The organism is Nocardioides scoriae (genome assembly GCF_900104965.1).
GTDB lineage: Bacteria > Actinomycetota > Actinomycetes > Propionibacteriales > Nocardioidaceae > Marmoricola > Marmoricola scoriae.
Map to the genome: position 1 here is coordinate 1,391,187 of NZ_LT629757.1, position 20,343 is coordinate 1,411,529.

The following is a 20,343-nucleotide window of genomic DNA, read 5'->3' on the forward strand; positions in this document are numbered from 1 at the left end:
CCGGCCGCGCCCTCGCGGGAGCGGGGCGCACCCACTACGGTCTGGGGCGTGCCTTCCGCAGACTTCGACGACCTGCTCACCGCCAACCGCGCCTTCGCCGAGACGTTCGACCTCGGCGGGTTCGACGGCGTCGCCCACGCCGGCATCGCCATCGTCACGTGCATGGACTCGCGCATCGACCCGCTGGGGATGCTCGGGCTCAAGCCGGGCGACGCGAAGATCTTCCGCAACCCCGGCGGCCGCGTGACGCCCCAGGCGCTCGAGGCGCTCGTCCTGGGAGCCCACCTGCTCCGCGTGGAGCGGATCCTGGTGGTGCCCCACACCCGCTGCGCCATGGCCTCCTCGACGCTCGAGGAGCTGCGCGCCCGGGTCTCGGAGTCCGCCGGCCTCGACGCCACCTGGCAGCCCTTCGGCGTGGTCACCGACCAGCGCGCCTCGCTCGCCGACGACGTCCACGCCGTGCGCTCGCACCCCCTGATCCCCGACGAGGTCAAGGTCGGCGGCTTCCTGTACGACGTCGACAGCGGCCTGCTCGAGCAGCTCGTCTAGCGCCGTGGACCTCGACGCCGCGGTCGACTTCGTCCGCACCCACCACCGCGCCGTGCTGGCCACCCGCAGCCCGGGGCGGGTCCACCAGAGCCCGGTGCTCGTCGGTGTCGACGACCGCGGCCGGCTGGTCGTCAGCAGCCGGGAGACGGCGTACAAGACCCGGCAGCTGCGGGCGGACCCCTGGGCCCAGCTCTGCGTCTTCCCCGACGGCTTCTTCGGCGAGTGGGTCTACCTCGAGGGCAAGGCCGAGGTGGTCTCGCTGCCGGAGGCGATGGACCTGCTCGTGGACTACTACCGCGACATCAGCGGCGAGGCCGACGACTGGGACGAGTACCGCGCCGGCATGGAGCGCGAGCAGCGCGTCGTGCTCCGGATCACGCCCACCCGCGCGGGACCGCAGCGCCAGGGCTGAGGTCCGCCGCGCGGCTCAGCCCCGCAGCACCTTCTCCATCGCCTTGCCGCGCGCCAGCTCGTCGACGAGCTTGTCCAGCCAGCGGATCCGCTGCATCAGCGGGTCCTCGACGTCCTCGACCCGCACCCCGCACACCACCCCGGTGATGAGGTCGACGTGCGGCGTGAGCCGCGCCCCGGCGAAGAAGTCCTCGAACGTGGTCCCCGCCTCGAGGTGGTGCGCCAGCTCGGCGGCGTCGTACCCGGTCAGCCAGGTGATCACCTCGTCGAGCTCGGCCCGCGTGCGCCCCTTGCGCTCCACCTTCGCGACGTAGTGCGGGTAGACCGAGGCGACGCTCGTGGTGAAGATCCGGCTCATCCCCCGCAGGCTAGCCCGTGATGGCCCCGCAGCCCGGGCCTCAGGCGTCGATCTGGTCCGCGTCGACCTCGTAGGCGCCGGCGACGATGAAGTCCTTGCGGGGGGCGACCTCGGAGCCCATCAGCAGCTCGAAGACCTCGGCGGCGCGGGCGGCGTCGTCGGCGGTGATGCGGCGCAGGGTGCGGTGGCGGGGGTCCATGGTGGTCTCGGCCAGCTGGTCGGCGTCCATCTCGCCGAGGCCCTTGTAGCGCTGGACCGGGTCCTTCCAGCGGACGCCCTTCTTGGTCAGCTCGGCCAGCTTCCGCTGCAGCTCGGGGTCGGAGTAGGTGTAGACGTACCTGTCCATCCCCTTCTTGGGGTTGGTCAGCTCGATGCGGTGCAGCGGCGGCACGGCCGTGAACAGGCGACCCTCGGTGACCATCTGGGGCATGTACTTGAAGAACAGCGTGGCCAGCAGGCAGCGGATGTGGGCGCCGTCGGAGTCGGCGTCGGCCATGAGGATGATGCGACCGTAGCGGCGGGCCTCGACGTCGAAGGTGCGCCCGGAGCCGGCGCCGAGGACCTGGATGATCGAGGCGCACTCGGCGTTCTTGAGCACGTCGGCGACGGTGGCCTTCTGGACGTTGAGGATCTTGCCGCGGATGGGCAGCAGCGCCTGGAACTCGGAGTTGCGGGCCGCCTTGGCCGTGCCCATGGCCGAGTCGCCCTCGACGATGAACAGCTCGGAGCGGTCGACGTCGTTGGTGCGGCAGTCGTTGAGCTTGGCGGGCAGGGCCGAGGACTCCAGGGCGTTCTTGCGGCGCTGGTTCTCGCGGTGGGCCCGGGCGGCGAGCCGGGTCCTGGCGGCGCCGGCGACCTTGTCCATCACCAGCTTGGCCTGGGCCTTCTGGGCCCGGTTGGTCGAGGTGAGGAACTCCTTGAGCTCGGCGGCCACCACCTTGCGCACCACCGAGCGCGCGGCGGGGGTGCCGAGCACCTCCTTGGTCTGGCCCTCGAACTGCGGCTCCGCCAGGCGCACGGTGACCACCGCGGTCAGGCCCTCCAGCACGTCCTCCTTGAGGACGTCGGTGTCACCGACCTTGAGCACCCGGGAGGCCCGCATGGCGTCGTTGAAGGTCTTGGTCAGCGCCGCCTCGAAGCCGGCGACGTGGGTGCCGCCCTTGGGGGTGGAGATGACGTTGACGAAGGAGCGCAGCTCGGTCTCGTAGCCGGTCCCCCAGCGCACCGCCACGTCGACGCCGAGCTCGCGCTCGACGTCCTGCGGGGTCATGTGGCCCTGCTCGTCGAGCAGCGGGACGGTCTCGGTGAACACGTCGGAGCCCTGCAGGCGCAGCACGTCGGTGACGGCCTCGTCGTGGGCCAGGAACGTCGCGAACTCCGTGATCCCGCCGTCGTGGCGGAAGGACTCGGTGACCGGCTCGGCGCCGCGGGCGTCGGTGAGCCGCAGCTCGAGGCCGGGCACGATGAACGACGTCTGCCGGGCCCGGGTGACCAGCTCGTCCCAGGTGAAGGCGGCGTCCTTGGTGAAGATCTGCCGGTCGGGCCAGAACCGCACCCGCGTGCCGGTCACGCCCTTCTTGACGCGGGCGCCCCTGGTCAGGCCGGAGGCCGCCTCGAAGGGGGTGCCGGGGCCGTCGGAGGCGAAGCGTCCGGGGACGCCGCGCTGGAAGGACATCGCCTGGGTGGCCGGCGACCGGTCGACCTCGACGTCGAGCCGAGCCGAGAGGGCGTTGACGACCGAGGCCCCGACGCCGTGGAGGCCGCCGGTCGCGGCGTAGGACCCACCGCCGAACTTGCCGCCCGCGTGCAGCTTGGTGAAGACGACCTCGAGGCCCGAGAGGCCGGTCTTGGGCTCCTTGTCCACCGGGATGCCGCGGCCGTCGTCGTGGACCTCGGCGGAGCCGTCGGGGTGCAGCAGGACCTCGACGTGGGAGCAGAAGCCGCCGAGCGCCTCGTCGACCGAGTTGTCGATGATCTCCCACAGGCAGTGCATCAGGCCACGGGTGTCGGTCGAGCCGATGTACATGCCCGGGCGCTTGCGCACGGCCTCGAGGCCCTCGAGGACGAGCAGGTGCTGGGCGTTGTAGGTGTTGTCGATGACCGTGACCTCTGGTGTCGTGACGGGCTGCGGGGCGGTGCTCGGAATCTACCGAGCCGCGCCGACAGCGCCGTGCTGCCACCCCGGGCTTGTGCGGTGTGCTCCACTTGACAGGGACGGAACGACGAGATCCACGAGTGACGAGATTGTCCGTTCTGCTCCTGCAGTCCCGGGGAGCAGGCACACTCGACGCAGGACCTGTGAGGCACACCACCGCGAGTAGGCGGTGGACACCTGGGTAACGGGAAGCATCCACCGTGGTTGACTGTTGTGACTGTCGAGATCGAACGACCTGGGCACCCTGCCTGTCTTTCCCCCCTCCCAGTCACCCCTGAACGAGAGTGAGGCCCCCGTGACCACTGCGACCGCCCCGACCGCCCCGCTCAGCGCGCTCGACCGCTGCGACCGCTGCGGCGCGCAGGCCTACCTCCGCGTCCAGCTCAAGGGCGGTGGCGAGCTGCTCTTCTGCGCCCACCACGCCCGCGAGCACGGCGAGAAGCTCCGCGAGGTCGCCGAGCACGTGCAGGACGAGACCTCCAAGCTGGGCAACCCGGCCCCCAGCGCCGGCTGACCCACCTGACGCACCGCACGAGACCCCGGTCGCCGACCGGGGTCTCGTCGCGTCCCGGGGGTCGTGAGATCGTCCCCGCATGAGCACCCTGGCCGTCGTCGAGACCCTCGTGGCGCTGGTCGTCCTGCTCGGGCTCGTCGGCGTCGTGGTCCCGGTGCTGCCGGGCTCCCTCGCCGTCGGCGGCGCGATCCTCGTCTGGGCGGCCTACGTCGGGACCACCACCGCCTGGGTCGTGCTCGCGGTGGCGGTGGTGCTGCTCGCCGCGGGCCAGGTCGCGATGTACCTCGTCCCGGGTCGGCGGCTCCGGGCGGCCGGCGTCCCCGGCCGCACCCTGGTCCTGGGCGCCGCCCTCGGGGTGGTCGGCTTCTTCGTGATCCCCGTCGTGGGCCTGTTCGTCGGCTTCCTGGGCGGTGTCTACCTCAGCGAGCTGGCGCGGGTCGGCTCGTCGCGGGCGTGGCCGTCCACCGTCCACGCCCTCGAGGCGGCCGGGCTCTCGATGCTGATCGAGCTGACGGCCTGCCTGCTCGCGGCCAGCACCTGGGTCGCCGGGGTGGTGCTGACGTGACGGCCGTGCTCCTGGCCCTGGGCGCCGCGGTCGCCTACGGGCTGTCGGACTTCGTCGCAGGTGTCGCGTCGCGGCGCACCTCGGCGTGGGCGGTCGCGGTCGTCGGGTCGGCCGTCGGCGGCCTGCTCTCGGTCGGGCTCGCGCTCGTGCTGCCCGGCCGCGCGGGCGTCGACGACCTCGCGTGGGGCGCGCTGGCGGGCGTCGGCAACGGCCTGGGCGGCGCCTTCCTCTACCGCGGTCTCTCCCGGGCGCGGATGGGCGTCGTGGGGCCGGTCTCGGCCGTCGGGGCCGCCGTGCTGCCGGTGGCCGTGGGCGTCCTCGGCGGCGAGCGGCCCGCCGCCCTGGTGTGGCTGGGCATCGTGGCCGCCCTCCCCGGCATCTGGCTGGTGGCCCGCGAGCCGGCAGCAGCGGCCGACGACGGCGCCTCCTCCCCCGGCTCCTCCCCGGCCGGCGCGGGCCTGGTCGACGGCCTCCTCGCCGGAGCGGGGTTCGGGCTGCTGTTCGCGGCGCTCGGCCAGGTGCCCGACGGCGCGGGCTACTGGCCGGTCGCGGTCAGCCAGGGCGTCGGGGTGCTGTCCGTGGTCGTCCTGGCCACGCTGCTGGGCGGCGCCTGGGTGCCGCGCGACCGCACCGCACTGGCCGGGGGTGCGGGCGCCGGGGCGCTCTCGGTGGTGGCGGTCGTGGGCTTCCTGCTCGCGACCCAGCAGGGCCTGCTCACCGTCTCGGCGGTGCTGGCCTCGCTCTACCCCGCCGCGACCGTGCTGCTGGCGGCGCTGCTGCTCCACGAGCGCGTCCACCGGGTGCAGGGAGCCGGGCTCGCGCTGTGCGCCGTCTCCGTGGTCTGCGTCGCGGTCGGCTGAGCCGACCGGGTCGCTGCCTCAGACGGGCACCGAAAGGGACAGCGCGAAGTCACCGGGCGCGTCGGTCCACCAGTGCGTCAGCCGCAGCCCGGCGGCCGCCAGCTCGCGCTCGACCCCCTCGCGGCGGAACTTGGAGGAGATCTCGGTGCGGATCTGCTCCCCCGCCACCAGGTCGATCTCGAGGTCGAGGGCGCCGATGCGGACCCGCTGGTCGCGCAGCGACTCCAGGCGCATCTCGATCCGCTCGTGCTCGGGCACCCACACCGCGCGGTGCGCGAAGTCGTCGAGGTCGAAGTCGGCGTCGAGCTCCCGGTCGATGACCGTCAGCACGTTCTTGTCGAAGGCGGCGGTGACCCCCTGCGCGTCGTCGTACGCCGCCACCAGCCGGGCCTCCGGCTTGACCAGGTCGGTGCCGAGCAGGAACGCGTCGCCGTCGACGAGGGTGCTGCGCACGCCCGCCAGGAAGCCGGCCCGCTGGTCGGGGTCGAGGTTGCCGATGGTGGAGCCGAGGAACGCCACCAGCCGCCGCGGGTCGCGCGGCAGCTGGTCGAGGTGGTGCTCGAAGTCGCCCACGACCGGCGCGACGTCGACGCCCGGGAGCTCCGCGGAGACGGCGGCTGCGGCCTCGCGCAGGATGGCGGGGTCGACGTCGAAGGGCACGAAGCGCCGCAGCGTGCCGGCGCGGTCCAGCGCGTCGAGCAGCAGCCGGGTCTTCTCCGAGGTGCCGCTGCCGAGCTCGACCAGGGACTGCGCCCCGGTCGCGGCGGCGACGTCGTCGGCGTGCTCCTCGAGGACCGCCCGCTCGGCGCGGGTCGGGTAGTACTCCGGCAGCCGCGTGATCTCGTCGAACAGGCGGCTGCCGTGGGCGTCGTAGAAGTACTTCGGCGGCAGCGTGCGGGGCCGCGCCAGCAGGCCGGCCCGGACGTCGACCGCCAGCTGGCCGGCCAGCGCCTCCGGGTCGAGCAGCACGAGCGGGTCGGTCACGGTCACGGCTGGTCTCCCGGTGGGTCGAGGGGGGTGACGACGACGCCCTCGCGGGTCGCCTCCACCAGGTGGTGGTCGGGCACGTCGACCCAGCCCGGGCCGTCGTCGGAGGGCTCGCTGGCCACGAGCACGCCGGAGTCGTCGAGCCGGTAGGACAGCGCGTCGCCCCAGGTCGTGGCCAGGATGCGCTCGCCGTCGAGCAGCAGCAGGCTCAGCCGGGCGGCGGGGTCGCGCCCGGCGACGTCGCGCACGACCTCGCCCAGCCGCGCGGCCGTCGGCTCCTCGGCGAGCACGTGGGCGGCCAGGACGGCCGAGTCGCACACCGACTCCGCCTCGGCGCTGGACGGGAGGACGGCGCGCTCGACCCGGCCGTTGTGCGAGAGCAGCCACCGGCCACGGGCGAACGGCGCGGCGGCCGACTCGTCGAGCGGCATGCCGGCGGTGGCCGAGCGGACCGCGGCGAGCACCGAGCCCGAGGAGAGCACCGGGGCGACCGAGGCGAAGGACGTCGCGCTCCACAGCGGCCGCGACGAGCGCCACCGCGACGGCTCGTCGCGTCCCGGGACGTGGAAGCCCACGCCCCAGCCGTCGGCGTTCATCAGGCCGTGGGACTGGCGCCGCGGCTGGTAGCTCTGGCGCAGCAGGCCGTGCTCCGGCGCGAGCACCAGGTCCGCGAGCGAGCGCGGCTCACCCAGCCACGCGAGGTGTCGGCACACTCAGGCGTCCCAGGCCAGGCGCACGCCGGTGAAGATCTGGCGCCGGTAGGGGTGGTCCCAGTTGCGGAACGACGGCCGCACCGCACCCGCGTCGACGGCCCAGGAGCCGCCCCGCAGCACGCGGTAGTCGCCCCCGAAGAAGGGCGCGCTGTACTGCGCGTAGAGCATCGTCTCGAAGCCGGGCCACGGCTCGAACGACGAGCTGGTCCACTCCCAGACGTCGCCCATCAGCTGCTCCACGCCGTACGCCGACGCGCCTGCGGCGTAGCTGCCGACCGGGGCCGGCCGCAGCGCCGTGCCGCCGAGGTTGGCCCGCTCGGGGGTCCAGTCCTCGTCGCCCCACGGCCAACGGCGCCGCCGACCGAGGGCGGGGTCCCACACGCAGGCCTTCTCCCACTCCTGCTCGGTGGGGAGCCGGGCGCCGGCCCACGCGGCGTACGCCTCGGCCTCGAAGTGGTCGACGTGCTGCACGGGCTCGTCGGCCGGGAGCTCCTCCACGTGGCCGAAGCGGCGGCGCGAGCCGTCGGGCTGCCAGAACAGGGGGCGTTCGAGGCCGGCCTCCTGGCGGTGCGCCCAGCCGCGCTCGGACCACCACCGGGGCTCGTCGTACCCGCCGGCGGCGACGAACTGCGCCCACTCGGCGTTGGTGACCGGCACCCGCCCGATCCGGAAGGTCGCCACGTCGACGACGTGGGCGGGGCGCTCGTTGTCCAGCGACCACGGCTCGTCGTGGCCGTCGACGCCGAGCTCGAAGGGACCGCCCGGCACCAGCACCGCGTCGTGGGGCACGGGCCGCGCCGGCGGCAGCGGAGCGCCGCTTCCGAGGAGCGGCGCGCCCCGGCGCAGCTGGTGGGTGGCGAGCATGGTCTCGACGTGCTGCTGCTCGTGCTGCTCGACCATCCGCGCGGGGAACAGCTCCTCGGCGCTGTCGCCGCGCAGCCGCCCGAGCCCGTCGAGCACGCGGCCCCGGACGTCGGCGAGGTAGGCGCGCGCCTCCCCCGGTCCCAGCAGCGGCAGCGCCACGCGGGAGGCCCGCGGGTGCTCGAAGGCGTCGTAGAGCTGCTCCACGCGGCACGACAGCAGCCCCTGGGCCGCGGCGTTGCCGCCGCGCAGCAGCCACAGGTCCTCCTGCTGGCCGATGTGCGCCAGGTCCCAGACCAGCGGGCTCATCAGGGGGCTGTGCTGGGCGGTCAGCTCGGCCTCGTCGAGGTCGGTGAGGGCCAGGGTGCGGGAGCGGGCGGCGTCGAGGGCGCGGAAGGTCAGCTCGGCGGTGTCGGGGGCGGTCCCGGGTCGGGTCCCAGGGCGGATCTCAGGCACCGGCTTCCTCCCGCAGGACGGCGAGCGGGCCCACCTGCTCGACGCGTCGGCGCAGCTCGTCGGCGGGGCTGCTCCCGGAGTCGAAGAGCGCGTGCAGGGCCTCCAGCTCGGTGGAGAGCTCGGTCGGCCCACGCCGGACGGCGACCTCCACGCAGCCGAGGACGGCGCGGCGCACCCGCTCGTCGGCGAGGCCGTCGCGGGCGGCGACCTCCCACTGCTCGGCCACCGGCTCGCACAGCTCGCGCGCGGCGTCGGCGGCGATCGGGTCGTCGACCAGGGTGGCCGTCATCGCGGCGACCGCCGGCCACCAGCGGTCGGGCAGGGCGTCGAGGCAGCGGACCTCGAGGTAGCCGCGCGGCCGCACCGGCGGGAACAGCGTCGTGAGGTGGTAGTCGAGGTCGGCCACGACCGGGCGGCGGTCGAACGGCGCCGTGCCCTCCAGCCACTGGCGGAAGCTCACCCGCTCGGTGACGCCGCGCAGCACCCCGTCGTCCAGGAGCAGCATGAGCGGCGCGTCGAGGGCGTACGCCGCCCAGGCCTGCGCCGGCGGACCGGCCGGGAACGGGTCGCTGCGCCCGTGGTCGATGCCGTCCCACACGCCCTGGCGCATCGAGTGCCAGCCCGACGTCTCGCCGGCCAGCCAGGGAGAGGTCGAGGAGGCGGCCACCAGCACCGGCACCAGCGCCCGCAGGTGGGCCAGCCGGCACGACCACTCGGCCGCCGGACCCGCGTCGAGGTTGACCTGCAGGGCCGCTGTGGAGGTCATCATCTGCTTGCCGGCGCCGGCGCAGCCCAGGGCGTCGAAGTGGCGCTCCATCGCGCTGTAGCGCGGGGCGGGGTTGATGCGCCGCGAGGGCCGGGCCGGGTCGGTGCCGATCGGCGCCGCTCCGAAGCCGGCCTCGGCCAGCTGGGTGCGCAGCGACTCCCGGTCGAGGCCGAGCGCGGCGATCGCGAGCACGGCGTCGTCGCCCGGGGGCGTCGAGAGCTCGACCTGGCCGCCGGGCTCGATCGTGACGCTGCTGCCCATGGGCATCGGGTCGAGCCCGTCGACGAGGTGGCGCACCTCGCCCCAGATCGGGCGGCGCGACGGGCGCGCGAGGTCGACGAGGTGCAGCTCGAGCTCGAGCCCCACCCGGCCACCGGTGTCCTCGGTGAGCGCGGTCGACGCGACGTGGTCGAGCGCGGCGGCGACGGGGTCGTCGGCCGTCAGCAGCAGGTCGGCGTGCGGCAGGGTCCGCCGGGCGAGCACCCGTTCCGGCGCCGCTGCACCGCAGTCGGGTGCGTGCCGCTCGTGGGCCTGCTCCTGGGTCGTCATCGTTGCCCCTCCTGGTCCGGACCGGTCGCCTGATCACGACCGCGGGTCGGTGCGGGGCCGGTCCCGCAAGACCGTCCTCGTCAGCACGAGGGCCACCCGCTCGGGGCGGCACGACGTACGTCGCAAGCCTCGCACACGAGGGCCGGGCACCCAAGCCCCGGCCGGGGACGGGTCAGGGGCGAGCGCCGCGGTCCGGCCCTGCTGCGAGCAGTCCGGCCACGAGCCGCTCGAGGTCGTCGTCCGACAGGTCGAGGTGGGGGCTGACCCGCAGCACCGGCCAGGCCGCCACCGCGTCGTCCGACGGCGCCCGCCAGGGCAGGCAGACGGTCGTGAGGACGCCGTGGTCGTGCAGCAGCCGGGCCTGGACGGCGACGACGTCCTGGCCCGCCGTCGGCGCGACGGCCGTCAGCGCCCCGGCCGGGGCCTGGGGCAGCACGACCTCCCACCCGGGCAGACCGGCCACGGCCTCGCGGACGCGGGCGCCGACCTCGGCCAGCCGGGCGTGGACCCGCGCCGGACCGAGGTCGTGGAGCTCGCGCAGCGCGACCCCCAGCCCGACCCGTCCGGCGACGTGGGCCTCCCCCGACTCCAGCCGCTGCACCGGCGTCGACCCGGGCTGCTTGGCCAGGGGCCGGACCCGCAGCCGGTCGCGCCAGGACGGGGCGACGGCCACCATGCCCACGCCCCGCGGACCGGTCAGCCACTTGCGGCTGGTGGCCAGCGAGGCATCGGCCCCGCTGGTCGCGTCGACGTGCCCGATGCCCTGGGCGGCGTCGACCCAGACCGCCACGCCGTGCGCGTGCGCCACCTCGACCGCCTCCCGGGCCGGCTGCACCAGCCCGCGGTGCGCCGCCACCAGGTCGAGCAGCAGCACGTCGGGCGGGTCCTGCCGGAGCCGGACCTCCAGCGTGTCGAGGTCGAGCACCCCGAGGTCGTCCACCGGCAGCAGCTCGGGCCGGTGGCCGCGGTGCTCGACCAGCTCCACGTTGGGCCCCCAGGACGACGCCGTGGTGCCCACCCGCGCGTGCTCCGGCAGCGGCCAGACGTCGAGCAGGACGTCGAGGGCGGCGGTCGCGCTCTCCACGAACGCCACCCCCGCGGCATCGGTGCCGAGCAGCGCGGCGGTGTCGGCCCGCGCCTGCTCGACCACCGGCGCCGCGTGCTCGGCGGCCACGTAGCCGCCGTCGCGGGCCTCGGCGCGCAGGTGCGCGGCGACCGCGTCGAGGACCGCCGCCGACGACCGGCCGGCCGAGGCGCTGTCGAGGTGCAGCGTCGCCCCGCGGGGGCGGGCCGCGGCCCAGTCGTCCCAGGACGTGGTGCCGGAGGTCGTGGGCTCGCTCACGGGCGCCAACCTGCCACACACGCGCGTGCCCCGGACGACCGACAGCCCCCGACCGGTCGGCCGGGGGCTGCGGGGAGTGAGGTGAGGGCCGGGCTACTTCGCGGACGCGAAGGAGCTGACGCACTCGCCCTGGTTGCGGAAGACGGGCTTGGTGCTGGTGGCCCAGCCGCCGTTCTTGCACTGGTCCCTGCTCGTCAGGACGACCGGCGTGGCGAAGGTGTAGCGGGTGCCGGCGAAGGTGAGGGCGTCGATGGTCCAGTCGCCCTTGACGCCGGAGCCGAGGGAGAAGCCGTAGGCCTGCACCTGTGCCTGCGGGAAGGCGGCGCGCCACTGGTCCAGGCTGCCGTGCCAGGGCGTCCCCGAACCCGCGCCCGTGACGGGGGCCCCGGCCTTCACGAACGGCTTGGAGCTGTTGCTCGCCCACCAGTCGCCGCCGTAGACCCTCTCCCCCACCAGGATGCCGTCGGCGCTGCCGTCGCCGTCGAAGTCGGTCACCAGCTGGAACCCGGGCGGGATCGTGCCGTCGGTGTTGTTGGTCAGCTCCAGGCTGGGCTCCCCGGCCGAGGCCAGTGGCGTGGACGTGGCGACGTACTCCGCGACCTTGTCGGTGCTGGTGCTGCCCTCGGTCCAAACGCGCAGCCCGGTGCCGACGACCTGGTAGTGGCCGGTGGCGCGGGTGTCGGACAGCGGCTTGGCGAAGTCGTCCGGGACGGAGATGGTGCCGGCGCCCGCTGCGAGGGCGGGACCGGTGACGAGCGCGGCGGTGAGGCCGGCGACGGCTGCGGTCAGGCGACCGAGGGTGCGGATCTGCAAGGTTCCCCCTGGGGTGAGGCCCCCTGCGACGACGTCGCGACCGGGTGGCTCACCCGAGGAGGCCCCCGGAGTCTGTGACCGGCGCCACACCTCGACAAGGAGCTCGGGGGCGCCGGCCCACCCCTCGGGACCCGGCGGTGAGACGGTCTAGACCGTCCCCGAGGCCGCCCGCACCAGCGCCTGGAACAGGTCGGCGTCGCCGTAGACCTCGGGGTGCCACTGCACGCCCAGCCAGAAGCCGTCGCCGGGGCGCTCGAGCGCCTCGACGGTGCCGTCGTCGGCCCAGGCCACCGGGGTCAGGCCGGGGTGGGTGGAGACGGCCTGGTGGTGGTGGCACCGCACGCCGGTGCGCTCGGCCCCGAGCAGGCGCGCGAGCGTGCTGGTCGGGTCGAGGCGCACCGCGACGTCGCCGAAGCCGTCGCCGCCGGGGTCGTGGGCGGCCGTCCCGAGGGTCTCGGGCAGGTGCTGGACCAGCGAGCCACCGGCGGCCACGGCCATCACCTGCAGGCCGCGGCACACCCCGAGCACCGGCAGGTCGACGTCCTCGGCGGCCCGCAGCAGAGCCAGCTCCCAAGCGTCGCGATCGGGGCGGGGCGCCCCCGTCGCGGGGTGGGCGGGCTCGTCGTACAGCGCGGGGTCGACGTCGGCCCCGCCGGAGACGACCAGCCCGTCCAGGCGCCGCACCACGGCCATGGCGGCCTCGTCGTACGGCATCGCGGGCGGGAGCAGCACCGGCACCCCGCCGCCCACCTCCACGGCCAGCGCGTAGGAGGTGGGCAGCAGGTCGGCCAGCTGGTCCCAGACCCCCCAGCGCGCGGGCTCGCGGTAGGTGGTCAGGCCGATCAGCGGGGCGCTCACCGGCTCAGAGGGGCGTGACGTAGGCGCCGCTGATGCCGCCGTCGACGAGGAACGTCGAGGCGGTCATGAAGCTGGACTCGTCGGAGGCCAGGAACAGCACGGCGTTGGCCATCTCCTCCGGCTCGCCGAAGCGGCCCATGGGGACGTGCACGAGCCGGCGCGCGGCCCGCTCGGCGTCCTTGGCGAACAGCTCCTGCAGCAGCGGGGTGTTGACCGGTCCGGGGCACAGCGCGTTGACGCGCACGCCCTGGCGGGCGAACTGCACGCCGAGCTCGCGGCTCATCGAGAGCACGCCGCCCTTGGAGGCGGAGTAGGAGATCTGGCTGGTGGCCGCGCCCATGACCGCGACGAACGACGCGGTGTTGATGATGGAGCCCCGCCCCTGCTCGATCATGTAGGGCAGCGCCGCCTTGCAGCACAGGTAGACGCTGGTGAGGTTGACCTCCTGCACCCTGCGCCACGCGTCGAGGTCGGTGTCGAGGATCGAGTCGTCCTCGGGCGGGCTGATGCCGGCGTTGTTGAAGGCCACGTCGACCGAGCCGTAGGTGTCCTTGGCCGTCTTGAACAGCGCGTCGACCTGCTCCTTGTCGGTCACGTCCACGCGGACGTAGGTGACCAGGTCGGTGCCACCGAGCTGGCCCACGACCTCGTGGCCGCGGCGGTCGTCGATGTCGCCGATGACGACCTTGGCGCCCTCCTCGACGAAGCGCTGCACGGTCGCGAGGCCGATGCCGCTGCACCCGCCGGTGACGACGGCGACCTTGCCGTCGAGACGTCCTGCCATGGTGATCTGGTCCTTTTCTCTAGGGGTGGGTTCCGAGTCGGTGGACGCGCTCAGGCGTCGGCGATGAAGACGTTCTTGGTCTCGGTGAAGGCCTCGGGGGCGTCCGGCCCCAGCTCGCGGCCCAGGCCGGACTGCTTGAAGCCACCGAAGGGGGTCCAGTAGCGGACCGCGGAGTGGGAGTTGACGCTGAGGTTGCCGGACTCGACGCCCCGGGCCACGCGCAGCGCGCGGCCGAGGTCGCGGGTGAAGATCGACCCGGACAGGCCGTAGTCGGAGTCGTTGGCCAGCGCCACGGCGTGGGCCTCGTCGTCGAAGGGCATCACGGCGACGACGGGTCCGAAGACCTCCTCGCGCCAGATCGGCGCGGTGGTGTCCTCGGTCAGCGCCACGGTCGGCGGCACCCAGAACCCCGGCAGGTCCGGCACGCTGCCGGTGAAGGCGACCTGCGCCGCGTCGACGTGGGCCTGCACCCGGTCGCGCTGGAGGGCCGAGATGAGCGGCCCCATCTCGCTCGCGTCGTCGTCGGCCGGGTTGGTCACGCGCATCCCGGCGACCGCGGTCTCGAGGCGGCCCAGGAACTCGTCGTACGCCGACCGCTCGACGAGGATCCGCGAGCGGGCGCAGCAGTCCTGGCCGGCGTTGTCGAACACGGCGTACGGCGCGCTGGCGGCCGCCGCGGCCACGTCGGCGTCCGCGAACACGATGTTGGCGCTCTTGCCGCCGAGCTCGAGGGTCACCCGCTTCACCTGGTCGGCGCAGCCGGCCATGATGCGCTTGCCGACGGCGGTGGAGCCGGTGAAGCAGACCTTGCGCACGAGCGGGTGGGTGACGAAGCGCTCCCCCACCACCGGGCCCTCGCCCGGGACGACGGTCAGGACGCCCTCGGGCAGCCCGGCCTCCAGCGCGAGCTCGCCGATGCGGACGGCGGTGAGCGGCGTCAGCTCGGCGGGCTTGAGCACCACCGTGTTGCCGGCCGCCAGGGCGGGGGCCATCCCCCACGCCATGATCGGCATCGGGAAGTTCCAGGGCACGATGATGCCGACCACGCCCAGCGGCTCGTGGAAGGTGACGTCGATGCCGCCCGGCACCGGGATCTGGCGGCCGAAGAGCCGCTCGGGGGTGGCGCTGTAGTAGTTGAGGCAGTCGCGGACGTTGCCGGCCTCCCAGCGCGCGTTGCCCAGGGTGTGGCCCGCGTTGCGGACCTCCAGGGCCGCCAGCTCCTCGACGTGGGCGTCGACGACCGACGCGAAGGCCCGCAGCAGCCTGGCCCGCTCGCCGGGCGCCACCGCCCGCCAGCTCGCGGACGCCGCGTGGGCGCGCTCGATGGCGGCGTCGGTGGCGGCCAGGTCGGCCATCTCGACCTCGGCGAAGGTCGTGGCGGTGGCGGGGTCGATCACGGCGTGGGTGGACACGGTGAGGTCTCCTGGGGCAGCGGGGAACGGGGTGCGGCCGGCCGGCGGGCCGGTGGTGGGGCGGGGTGGGAGCGGTGCGGTCACATGCGTTCGAAGCTGCGCCGGCGCTCCCAGTCGGTGACCGTGGCCTCGAAGGCCTTCAGCTCGACGTCGGCCATGTTGGTGTAGTGGTCGACGACCTCGTCACCCAGGGTCCGGCGGGCCAGCTCGGAGGTGGCGAACGCCTCACGCGCGGCCCGCAGCGTGCGGGGCACGGTGGGCTTGCCCGAGGTGTAGGCGTTGCCCTCGGTCGGCGGCTCCAGCTCGAGGCCGCGCTCGATCCCGTCGAGCCCGCAGGCCAGCATGGCGGCGATGGCCAGGTAGGGATTGACGTCGCCGCCGGGCACGCGGTTCTCCATCCGGGCGCCGGCGCCGTGGCCGACCAGCCGCACGGCGCAGGTGCGGTTGTCCTCGCCCCAGGCGATCGCGGTCGGCGCGAAGGAGCCGTCGGCGAAGCGCTTGTAGGAGTTGACGTTGGGGGCGTAGAGCAGCGTGAAGTCGGCCAGGCCGTCGAGGATGCCGGCGACGAACGAGCTGTAGAGGGCGGTGCGGCCCTGCGCGTCGTCGTCCCAGAAGACGATCTCGTCGTCGAGCCCGCGCAGCGAGAGGTGGATGTGGCACGAGTTGCCCTCGCGCTCGTCGTACTTCGCCATGAAGGTCAACGACTGGCCGTGCTGGGCGGCGATCTCCTTGGCGGCGGTCTTGTAGACGGCGTGGTTGTCGGCCGTCTCCAGGACGTCGGCGAACAGGAAGCCGATCTCGTGCTGGCCGAAGTTGCACTCGCCCTTGGCGCTCTCGACGTCCATGCCCGCGTCGTACATCGCGTTGCGGATCGCCCGCAGCAGCGGCTCGACCCGGGTGGTGCCGGCGATGGAGTAGTCGACGTTGTACTGGTTGACCGGCGTCAGGCCGGTGTAGCCGCTGGTGAACGCCTGCTCGTAGGTGTCCTCGAAGGCGATGAACTCCAGCTCGGTGCCGGCCACGGCCTTCCAGCCGCGCTCGGCGGCCTTGTCGATCTGGGCCTGCAGGATCGAGCGCGGGCTCTGCACCACCGGCGAGCCGTCGGGCCAGGCCAGGTCGCACTGGATGAGCGCGGTCGCGGGCAGGTGGGGCAGCAGCCGGATGGTGTCGAGGTCGAGGACGAACTCCATGTCGCCGTACCCCCGCTCCCAGGAGGTGATGGCGTAGCCCTCGACGGTGTTCATGTCGACGTCGACCCCGAGCAGGTAGTTGCAGCCCTCGGTGCCGTGGCCCAGCACGTGGTCGCGGAAGTACGCCGCGTGCAGGCGCTTGCCCTGCAGCCGGCCCTGCATGTCGGTGAAGGCCACCACCACCGTGTCGATGCTGCCCGCGTCGATGCGCGTGACGAGGTCCTCGCTGGTGAGGTGTCGGTCGTTGCGGGTCATGGGGTCTCCGTCCCTAGCCGAGGAGGCCGCGCAGCAGCGCGGCCGTGTCGTCGCAGTGGTGCTCCATCGCGCGGCGCGCCCGTGGGCCGTCCCCGGCGAGGACTGCTCGCACGATCATGTCGTGCTGGCGGTGCGAGTGCGCGATGTTGGTCTCCAGCGACGGGATCGCGCGCAGCATCTCGTCCAGGCTCGCCTGCACCGAGGTCACCGCCTCCATCAGCCGGTCCGAGCCGCTGAGCGCGGCCAGGTGCAGGTGCAGGCGCGAGTCGGCCTGCCGGTGCGAGCCGGGGTCGCCGGCGGCGTGCACCGCCGCGAGCGCGTCCTCCAGCCCGGCGGCCGCACCCGGGTCCCCGGCCGCCCGGGTGGCCGCCAGGGCGCAGGCGCCCGGCTCCACGACGCGTCGGAAGTCCAGCGCGTCGAGCCAGCCGGCCCGCCGCGACGCCTGCTGGCGCGCCGTCGTCCGGGTGCGCAGGTCGGGGCGCTTGATGACGACCGTGCCGCCGCCGCGGCCGCGCCGGGTCTCGACCAGGCCCGCCTCGCGCAGGGCGGCCATCGCCTCGCGCAGCGTCGCACGCGAGACGCCCATCCGCTCCGCGAGCTCGCGCTCGGGCGGCAGCACGCTGCCCCGAGGGTAGGCGCCGAGGCGGATCGCGGTCGCCAGCTGCTCCACGCACGACTCGAAGGCGTGCTGGCCCCGGACGGGACGCAGCACCGCCTCGCCCAGGGTGTGGCCGACGGCGAGCGGCGCGGGGGCGGACGGGGGCACGAGGGTCAGTCTCGCACCCTGCTCAGGACTGTCAATGGTCTGAGTTCAAACCAAACCGGACAGGGCTATGGACTCGGTCTGCGGCCGGGTCTAGCCTCCGAGCAGCCCGCCCCCTTCCCGCGCCCCTCCCCCACGCCAGGAGTGCCTCATGACCGATGCGACCCGGGACGCCGACGGCCTGTCCGCCGACGACCAGCTGCTCGCGAAGCTCGGCTACAAGCAGGAGCTCAGCCGCTCCTGGTCGAGCTTCTCCAACTTCGCCATCTCGTTCTCGATCATCTCGATCCTGGCCGGGTGCTTCACCACCTTCGGGCAGGCGTGGAACAACGGCGGGCCGGTCGCGATCTCGTGGGGCTGGCCGGTCATCTCGGTGTTCATCCTCATCATCGGCTTCACCATGAGCGAGCTGGTCTCGGCGTACCCCACCTCGGGCGGGATCTACTGGTGGGCGGCCAAGATGGGCGGCCCCGCGGCCGGCTTCTTCACCGGCTGGCTCAACCTCATCGGCCTGCTCGCCGTCACGGCGTCCGTGGCGTACGGCGCGGCCACCTTCCTCGACCTCACCATCTCGACGGTGAGCTCGAGCTGGGCCGACGGCTACTCGCTGACCCGGGTGTTCCTGCTGTTCGTGGCCATCTTCGTGCTGGCCTCGCTGGCCAACATCTTCAGCGGCCACCTGCTGGCCATGATCAACAACATCTCGGTGTGGTGGCACGTGGCCGGCGCCGCGATCGTCATCGCCGTGCTCGTCCTGGTGCCCACGACCCACCAGAGCGCCGACTTCGTGTTCACCGAGCGGATCAACAACTCGGGCTACGACAGCGGCTTCTACTGGTTCCTCGTGCTGCCGCTCGGGTTCCTGCTGACGCAGTACACGATCACCGGCTTCGACGCCTCGGCCCACCTCTCCGAGGAGACCCAGGGCGCTGCCGAGGGGGCGGCCAAGGGCATCTGGCGCTCGATCTTCTACTCCGCCATCGGCGGCTACGTGCTGCTGCTCGCCTTCGTCTTCGCCGTCCAGGACCCCGCCGCCGTCACCGAGGGCGGCGGCGGCGTCGACCTGATCTTCGGCCAGGCCCTGCCCGAGGGCTGGCACTTCCTGGTGCTGCTCATCTCCACGGCCGGGCAGCTCTTCTGCTGCGTGGCCTGCCTGACGAGTGCCTCGCGGATGTCGTTCGCCTTCAGCCGCGACGGCGCGATCCCGGGCTCGCGCTGGCTCTCGCAGGTCAACCCCCGCACCAAGATCCCCGCCCACGCCGTGGTCTTCGTCGCCACGGTCGGCGTGGTCATCACCCTGCCGGCCCTCATCGAGGTGGACATCGCCGGTGCGCCCGTGCCGGTGGCGTTCTACGCCGTCACCTCGGTCGCGGTCATCGGGCTCTACCTGTCGTTCCTGATCCCGATCTTCCTGCGCTGGCGGATGGGCGACGCCTTCGAGCCCGGCTCGTGGACCCTGGGTCGCAAGTACCGCTGGATGAACCTGCTCGCCGTGGCCGAGATCGCGATCATCTGCGTCTACTTCGTGCTCCCCTTCACCCCGGCGGCCGTGCCGTTCAGCGACGACTTCTCCTTCAAGTTCGTCAACTACGCCCCCGTGCTGACGCTGGGCTCGCTGCTCGTCCTCGCGGTGTGGTGGCGGCTCTCGGCCCGACACTGGTTCACCGGGCCCAAGGTCACCATCGACCGCGACGTCGTCGAGGCCTTCGACGACTGAGCCTGGCCCCGGGCGGGACCCGCGTCCCCGCCCGTCCGTTCGACCAAAACCGATGCGGTGATATGTCGGATTTGTGATGATGCAGGAGCGCTCCCTCGGCGCACCGTCATCCTGGAGGATCCCCATGAGCCACACCGTCCGTCGCCTCGCTGCCGCCGGCGCCCTGAGCGCCCTCGTCCTGGGCGGCACCGCCACCTCGGCCCTCGCCGACGCCCCCGCGCCCAGCGCGAACTCCTGCGACACCACCGCGCTGACCGCCTCCGTCGTGACGGCGCAGACCGCCGCCCGCGCCGCCCAGCAGGCGTACACGAGCCACACCAAGGCCTCGGCCCACGAGCAGGCCGAGGCGCACCGCGCCAAGGAGACCCGCGAGGCCAGGGAGGCCGCCAAGGCGGCCCGCGAGGCGGCCAAGGACGCCGCCGAGGCGTCGAAGGGCAAGGAGGGCAAGGAGGCACGCGACGCCGCGAAGGCCGCCGACCGCCTGGCCAAGCAGCAGGCCCGCGAGGCCCGCGACGCCAAGCGCGCCAGCGACCGGGCGCTGCGCGACGCCGTGAAGGCAGACCGGGCCGAGCTCAAGGCCACGTGGGACGCCGCCAAGAAGGCGCTGCGCGACGCCAAGGGCGCGCTCGAGGCGTGCGAGGCCCCCGAGGTCGAGACGCCCGAGGTCGAGGTCCCCGAGGGCCCCGAGGCTCCCGAGCTGCCGGACACCACCATGCCGATGGAGCCCTGAGCAGTCCCGCCGCCGACGGCCGGCGCCCCGGCGGTCCGGGGTGTCGGACGTCACGGCCCTCCCGGCGCACGACCGGGATGGGGCGGGGCACCGGCGAGGTTGCACCGGAGCCACGACGACGTGGCACCGCACCTCGACGAAGGACCATCATGCACACCCTGCTCGACCTCGAGCTCGCCCACTCCGCCGACCACGACCGCTCGATCGTCAGCCTCTCGCCGCTGCGACAGACGCTGAGCCGCCTGCTGGGCCGCACCGCCCGCTGACGCCGGTCTCGACGCACCACAGCCCCCGACCACCTGGTGGTCGGGGGCTGTCGTGCGTCGGACCCTGGTGGGGGTCCCGACGGTCGTCAGTCCAGGTAGTCGCGCACTAGAACCGGATGAGCGCTGTTCGGTTCAGCGAGGTAAGCGCGCAGGTCAGGAGCGGTGTGGGGTGAAATATCCCCGACTGAGCCGGAGCCGTCATGACCCTCATCTCCTCCCCCGAAGCCCCAGCCATCGTCTGTCCGCCGTGGTGCATGCGCTACGACCACGACGCGGACGTGGTCGACGAGAACAACCCGCCCAACCACTACGGCCCCGACTTCGGCGTGCTCGGCACTCAGGCGGTCGGTGAAGGCGCACCGCGCGGGCTGATCTCGACCCCGCTCAGCGACATGTCACCCCACGACCTGCGCCGGCTCGCGGCTGCTGCCGTTGCCGCCGCTGAGTGGATGGAGGCCCACTCGTGACG

21 protein-coding genes are annotated in these 20,343 nt (G+C 73.7%); 8 read left to right on the forward strand and 13 right to left on the reverse strand.

Annotated elements, in window-relative coordinates:
• The first annotated feature begins 48 nt into the window (after nucleotides 1-48).
• A complete protein-coding gene (locus BLU55_RS06675; protein WP_091727542.1) occupies nucleotides 49-549 on the forward strand; it encodes a beta-class carbonic anhydrase in 501 nt (166 codons plus the stop codon).
• A 4-nt stretch (nucleotides 550-553) separates the two neighbouring features.
• Nucleotides 554-961 carry a PPOX class F420-dependent oxidoreductase gene (locus tag BLU55_RS06680; RefSeq protein ID WP_091727545.1) on the forward strand — a complete coding sequence of 136 codons (408 nt, stop codon included), beginning with the start codon at nucleotides 554-556 and terminating at the stop codon, nucleotides 959-961.
• A gap of 15 nt (nucleotides 962-976) precedes the next feature.
• On the opposite strand, the gene BLU55_RS06685 is transcribed toward BLU55_RS06680, so the two are convergent.
• Together BLU55_RS06685 and BLU55_RS06690 are read right to left on the reverse strand one after the other, a co-directional pair.
• Nucleotides 977-1,318, reverse strand: coding sequence for a DUF2200 domain-containing protein (locus BLU55_RS06685; RefSeq protein WP_091727547.1), 342 nt, complete (start codon nucleotides 1,316-1,318; stop codon nucleotides 977-979).
• Nucleotides 1,319-1,358: 40 nt separating this feature from the next.
• Complete coding sequence (locus BLU55_RS06690) at nucleotides 1,359-3,464, reverse strand: DNA gyrase/topoisomerase IV subunit B (RefSeq protein WP_091727550.1); 2,106 nt, start codon at nucleotides 3,462-3,464, stop codon at nucleotides 1,359-1,361.
• Between the two features lie 304 nt (nucleotides 3,465-3,768).
• On the opposite strand from BLU55_RS06690, the gene BLU55_RS06695 reads away from it, so the two are divergent.
• The 3 genes from BLU55_RS06695 to BLU55_RS06705 all read left to right on the forward strand — a co-directional run bounded on the left by BLU55_RS06695 (nucleotide 3,769) and on the right by BLU55_RS06705 (nucleotide 5,412).
• Entirely contained in the window at nucleotides 3,769-3,987 is a 219-nt protein-coding gene (locus tag BLU55_RS06695; protein WP_091727554.1) for a DUF7455 domain-containing protein, read from the forward strand.
• A gap of 79 nt (nucleotides 3,988-4,066) precedes the next feature.
• Nucleotides 4,067-4,552 (forward strand): DUF456 domain-containing protein, encoded by a 486-nt coding sequence (locus BLU55_RS06700; protein ID WP_091727557.1) that lies wholly within the window; start codon nucleotides 4,067-4,069, stop codon nucleotides 4,550-4,552.
• Nucleotides 4,549-5,412, forward strand: a complete 864-nt coding sequence (locus BLU55_RS06705) for a DMT family transporter (RefSeq protein WP_157682759.1) — start codon at nucleotides 4,549-4,551, stop codon at nucleotides 5,410-5,412. The genes BLU55_RS06700 and BLU55_RS06705 overlap by 4 nt, the downstream gene beginning before the upstream one ends.
• An 18-nt stretch (nucleotides 5,413-5,430) precedes the next feature.
• Here BLU55_RS06705 and egtD read toward each other — a convergent pair whose 3' ends face one another.
• From egtD to BLU55_RS06760, 11 genes are all read right to left on the reverse strand, one after another.
• On the reverse strand, nucleotides 5,431-6,402 hold the full coding sequence (gene egtD, locus BLU55_RS06710) for an L-histidine N(alpha)-methyltransferase (protein WP_331713765.1): 972 nt from the start codon (nucleotides 6,400-6,402) through the stop codon (nucleotides 5,431-5,433).
• The gene (gene egtC / locus BLU55_RS06715) at nucleotides 6,399-7,112 is read right to left on the reverse strand and encodes an ergothioneine biosynthesis protein EgtC (protein WP_157682760.1); all 714 of its coding nucleotides are present in this window, start codon (nucleotides 7,110-7,112) and stop codon (nucleotides 6,399-6,401) included. Before egtC ends, egtD begins: the two co-directional genes overlap by 4 nt.
• The gene (egtB, locus tag BLU55_RS06720) at nucleotides 7,113-8,429 is read right to left on the reverse strand and encodes an ergothioneine biosynthesis protein EgtB (protein ID WP_231917088.1); all 1,317 of its coding nucleotides are present in this window, start codon (nucleotides 8,427-8,429) and stop codon (nucleotides 7,113-7,115) included.
• Nucleotides 8,422-9,744: an ergothioneine biosynthesis glutamate--cysteine ligase EgtA gene (gene egtA, locus BLU55_RS06725; protein ID WP_091727560.1), complete on the reverse strand. Its 1,323-nt coding sequence runs from the start codon at nucleotides 9,742-9,744 to the stop codon at nucleotides 8,422-8,424. Before egtA ends, egtB begins: the two co-directional genes overlap by 8 nt.
• Nucleotides 9,745-9,916: 172 nt before the next feature.
• Complete coding sequence (locus BLU55_RS06730; RefSeq protein ID WP_157682761.1) at nucleotides 9,917-11,086, reverse strand: aminotransferase class V-fold PLP-dependent enzyme; 1,170 nt, start codon at nucleotides 11,084-11,086, stop codon at nucleotides 9,917-9,919.
• Nucleotides 11,087-11,179: 93 nt separating this feature from the next.
• The gene (locus BLU55_RS06735) at nucleotides 11,180-11,899 is read right to left on the reverse strand and encodes a hypothetical protein (RefSeq protein ID WP_091727566.1); all 720 of its coding nucleotides are present in this window, start codon (nucleotides 11,897-11,899) and stop codon (nucleotides 11,180-11,182) included.
• A 147-nt stretch (nucleotides 11,900-12,046) separates the two neighbouring features.
• Entirely contained in the window at nucleotides 12,047-12,757 is a 711-nt protein-coding gene (locus BLU55_RS06740) for a gamma-glutamyl-gamma-aminobutyrate hydrolase family protein (RefSeq protein WP_091727569.1), read from the reverse strand.
• Between the two features lie 4 nt (nucleotides 12,758-12,761).
• A complete protein-coding gene (locus tag BLU55_RS06745) occupies nucleotides 12,762-13,541 on the reverse strand; it encodes a 3-oxoacyl-ACP reductase (protein WP_091727571.1) in 780 nt (259 codons plus the stop codon).
• A gap of 50 nt (nucleotides 13,542-13,591) precedes the next feature.
• A complete protein-coding gene (locus BLU55_RS06750; RefSeq protein ID WP_172833880.1) occupies nucleotides 13,592-14,953 on the reverse strand; it encodes an aldehyde dehydrogenase family protein in 1,362 nt (453 codons plus the stop codon).
• 80 nt (nucleotides 14,954-15,033) lie between these two features.
• Complete coding sequence (locus BLU55_RS06755; RefSeq protein ID WP_091727574.1) at nucleotides 15,034-16,398, reverse strand: glutamine synthetase family protein; 1,365 nt, start codon at nucleotides 16,396-16,398, stop codon at nucleotides 15,034-15,036.
• Nucleotides 16,399-16,411: 13 nt separating this feature from the next.
• Entirely contained in the window at nucleotides 16,412-17,164 is a 753-nt protein-coding gene (locus tag BLU55_RS06760) for a FadR/GntR family transcriptional regulator (RefSeq protein WP_231917089.1), read from the reverse strand.
• 148 nt (nucleotides 17,165-17,312) lie between these two features.
• On the opposite strand from BLU55_RS06760, the gene BLU55_RS06765 reads away from it, so the two are divergent.
• The 3 genes from BLU55_RS06765 to BLU55_RS06775 all read left to right on the forward strand — a co-directional run bounded on the left by BLU55_RS06765 (nucleotide 17,313) and on the right by BLU55_RS06775 (nucleotide 20,341).
• The gene (locus tag BLU55_RS06765) at nucleotides 17,313-18,878 is read left to right on the forward strand and encodes an amino acid permease (RefSeq protein ID WP_091727576.1); all 1,566 of its coding nucleotides are present in this window, start codon (nucleotides 17,313-17,315) and stop codon (nucleotides 18,876-18,878) included.
• A gap of 124 nt (nucleotides 18,879-19,002) precedes the next feature.
• Nucleotides 19,003-19,608, forward strand: a complete 606-nt coding sequence (locus tag BLU55_RS06770; RefSeq protein WP_091727579.1) for a hypothetical protein — start codon at nucleotides 19,003-19,005, stop codon at nucleotides 19,606-19,608.
• A gap of 466 nt (nucleotides 19,609-20,074) precedes the next feature.
• Nucleotides 20,075-20,341, forward strand: coding sequence for a hypothetical protein (locus BLU55_RS06775; RefSeq protein WP_157682762.1), 267 nt, complete (start codon nucleotides 20,075-20,077; stop codon nucleotides 20,339-20,341).
• Nucleotides 20,342-20,343: the final 2 nt, after the last annotated feature.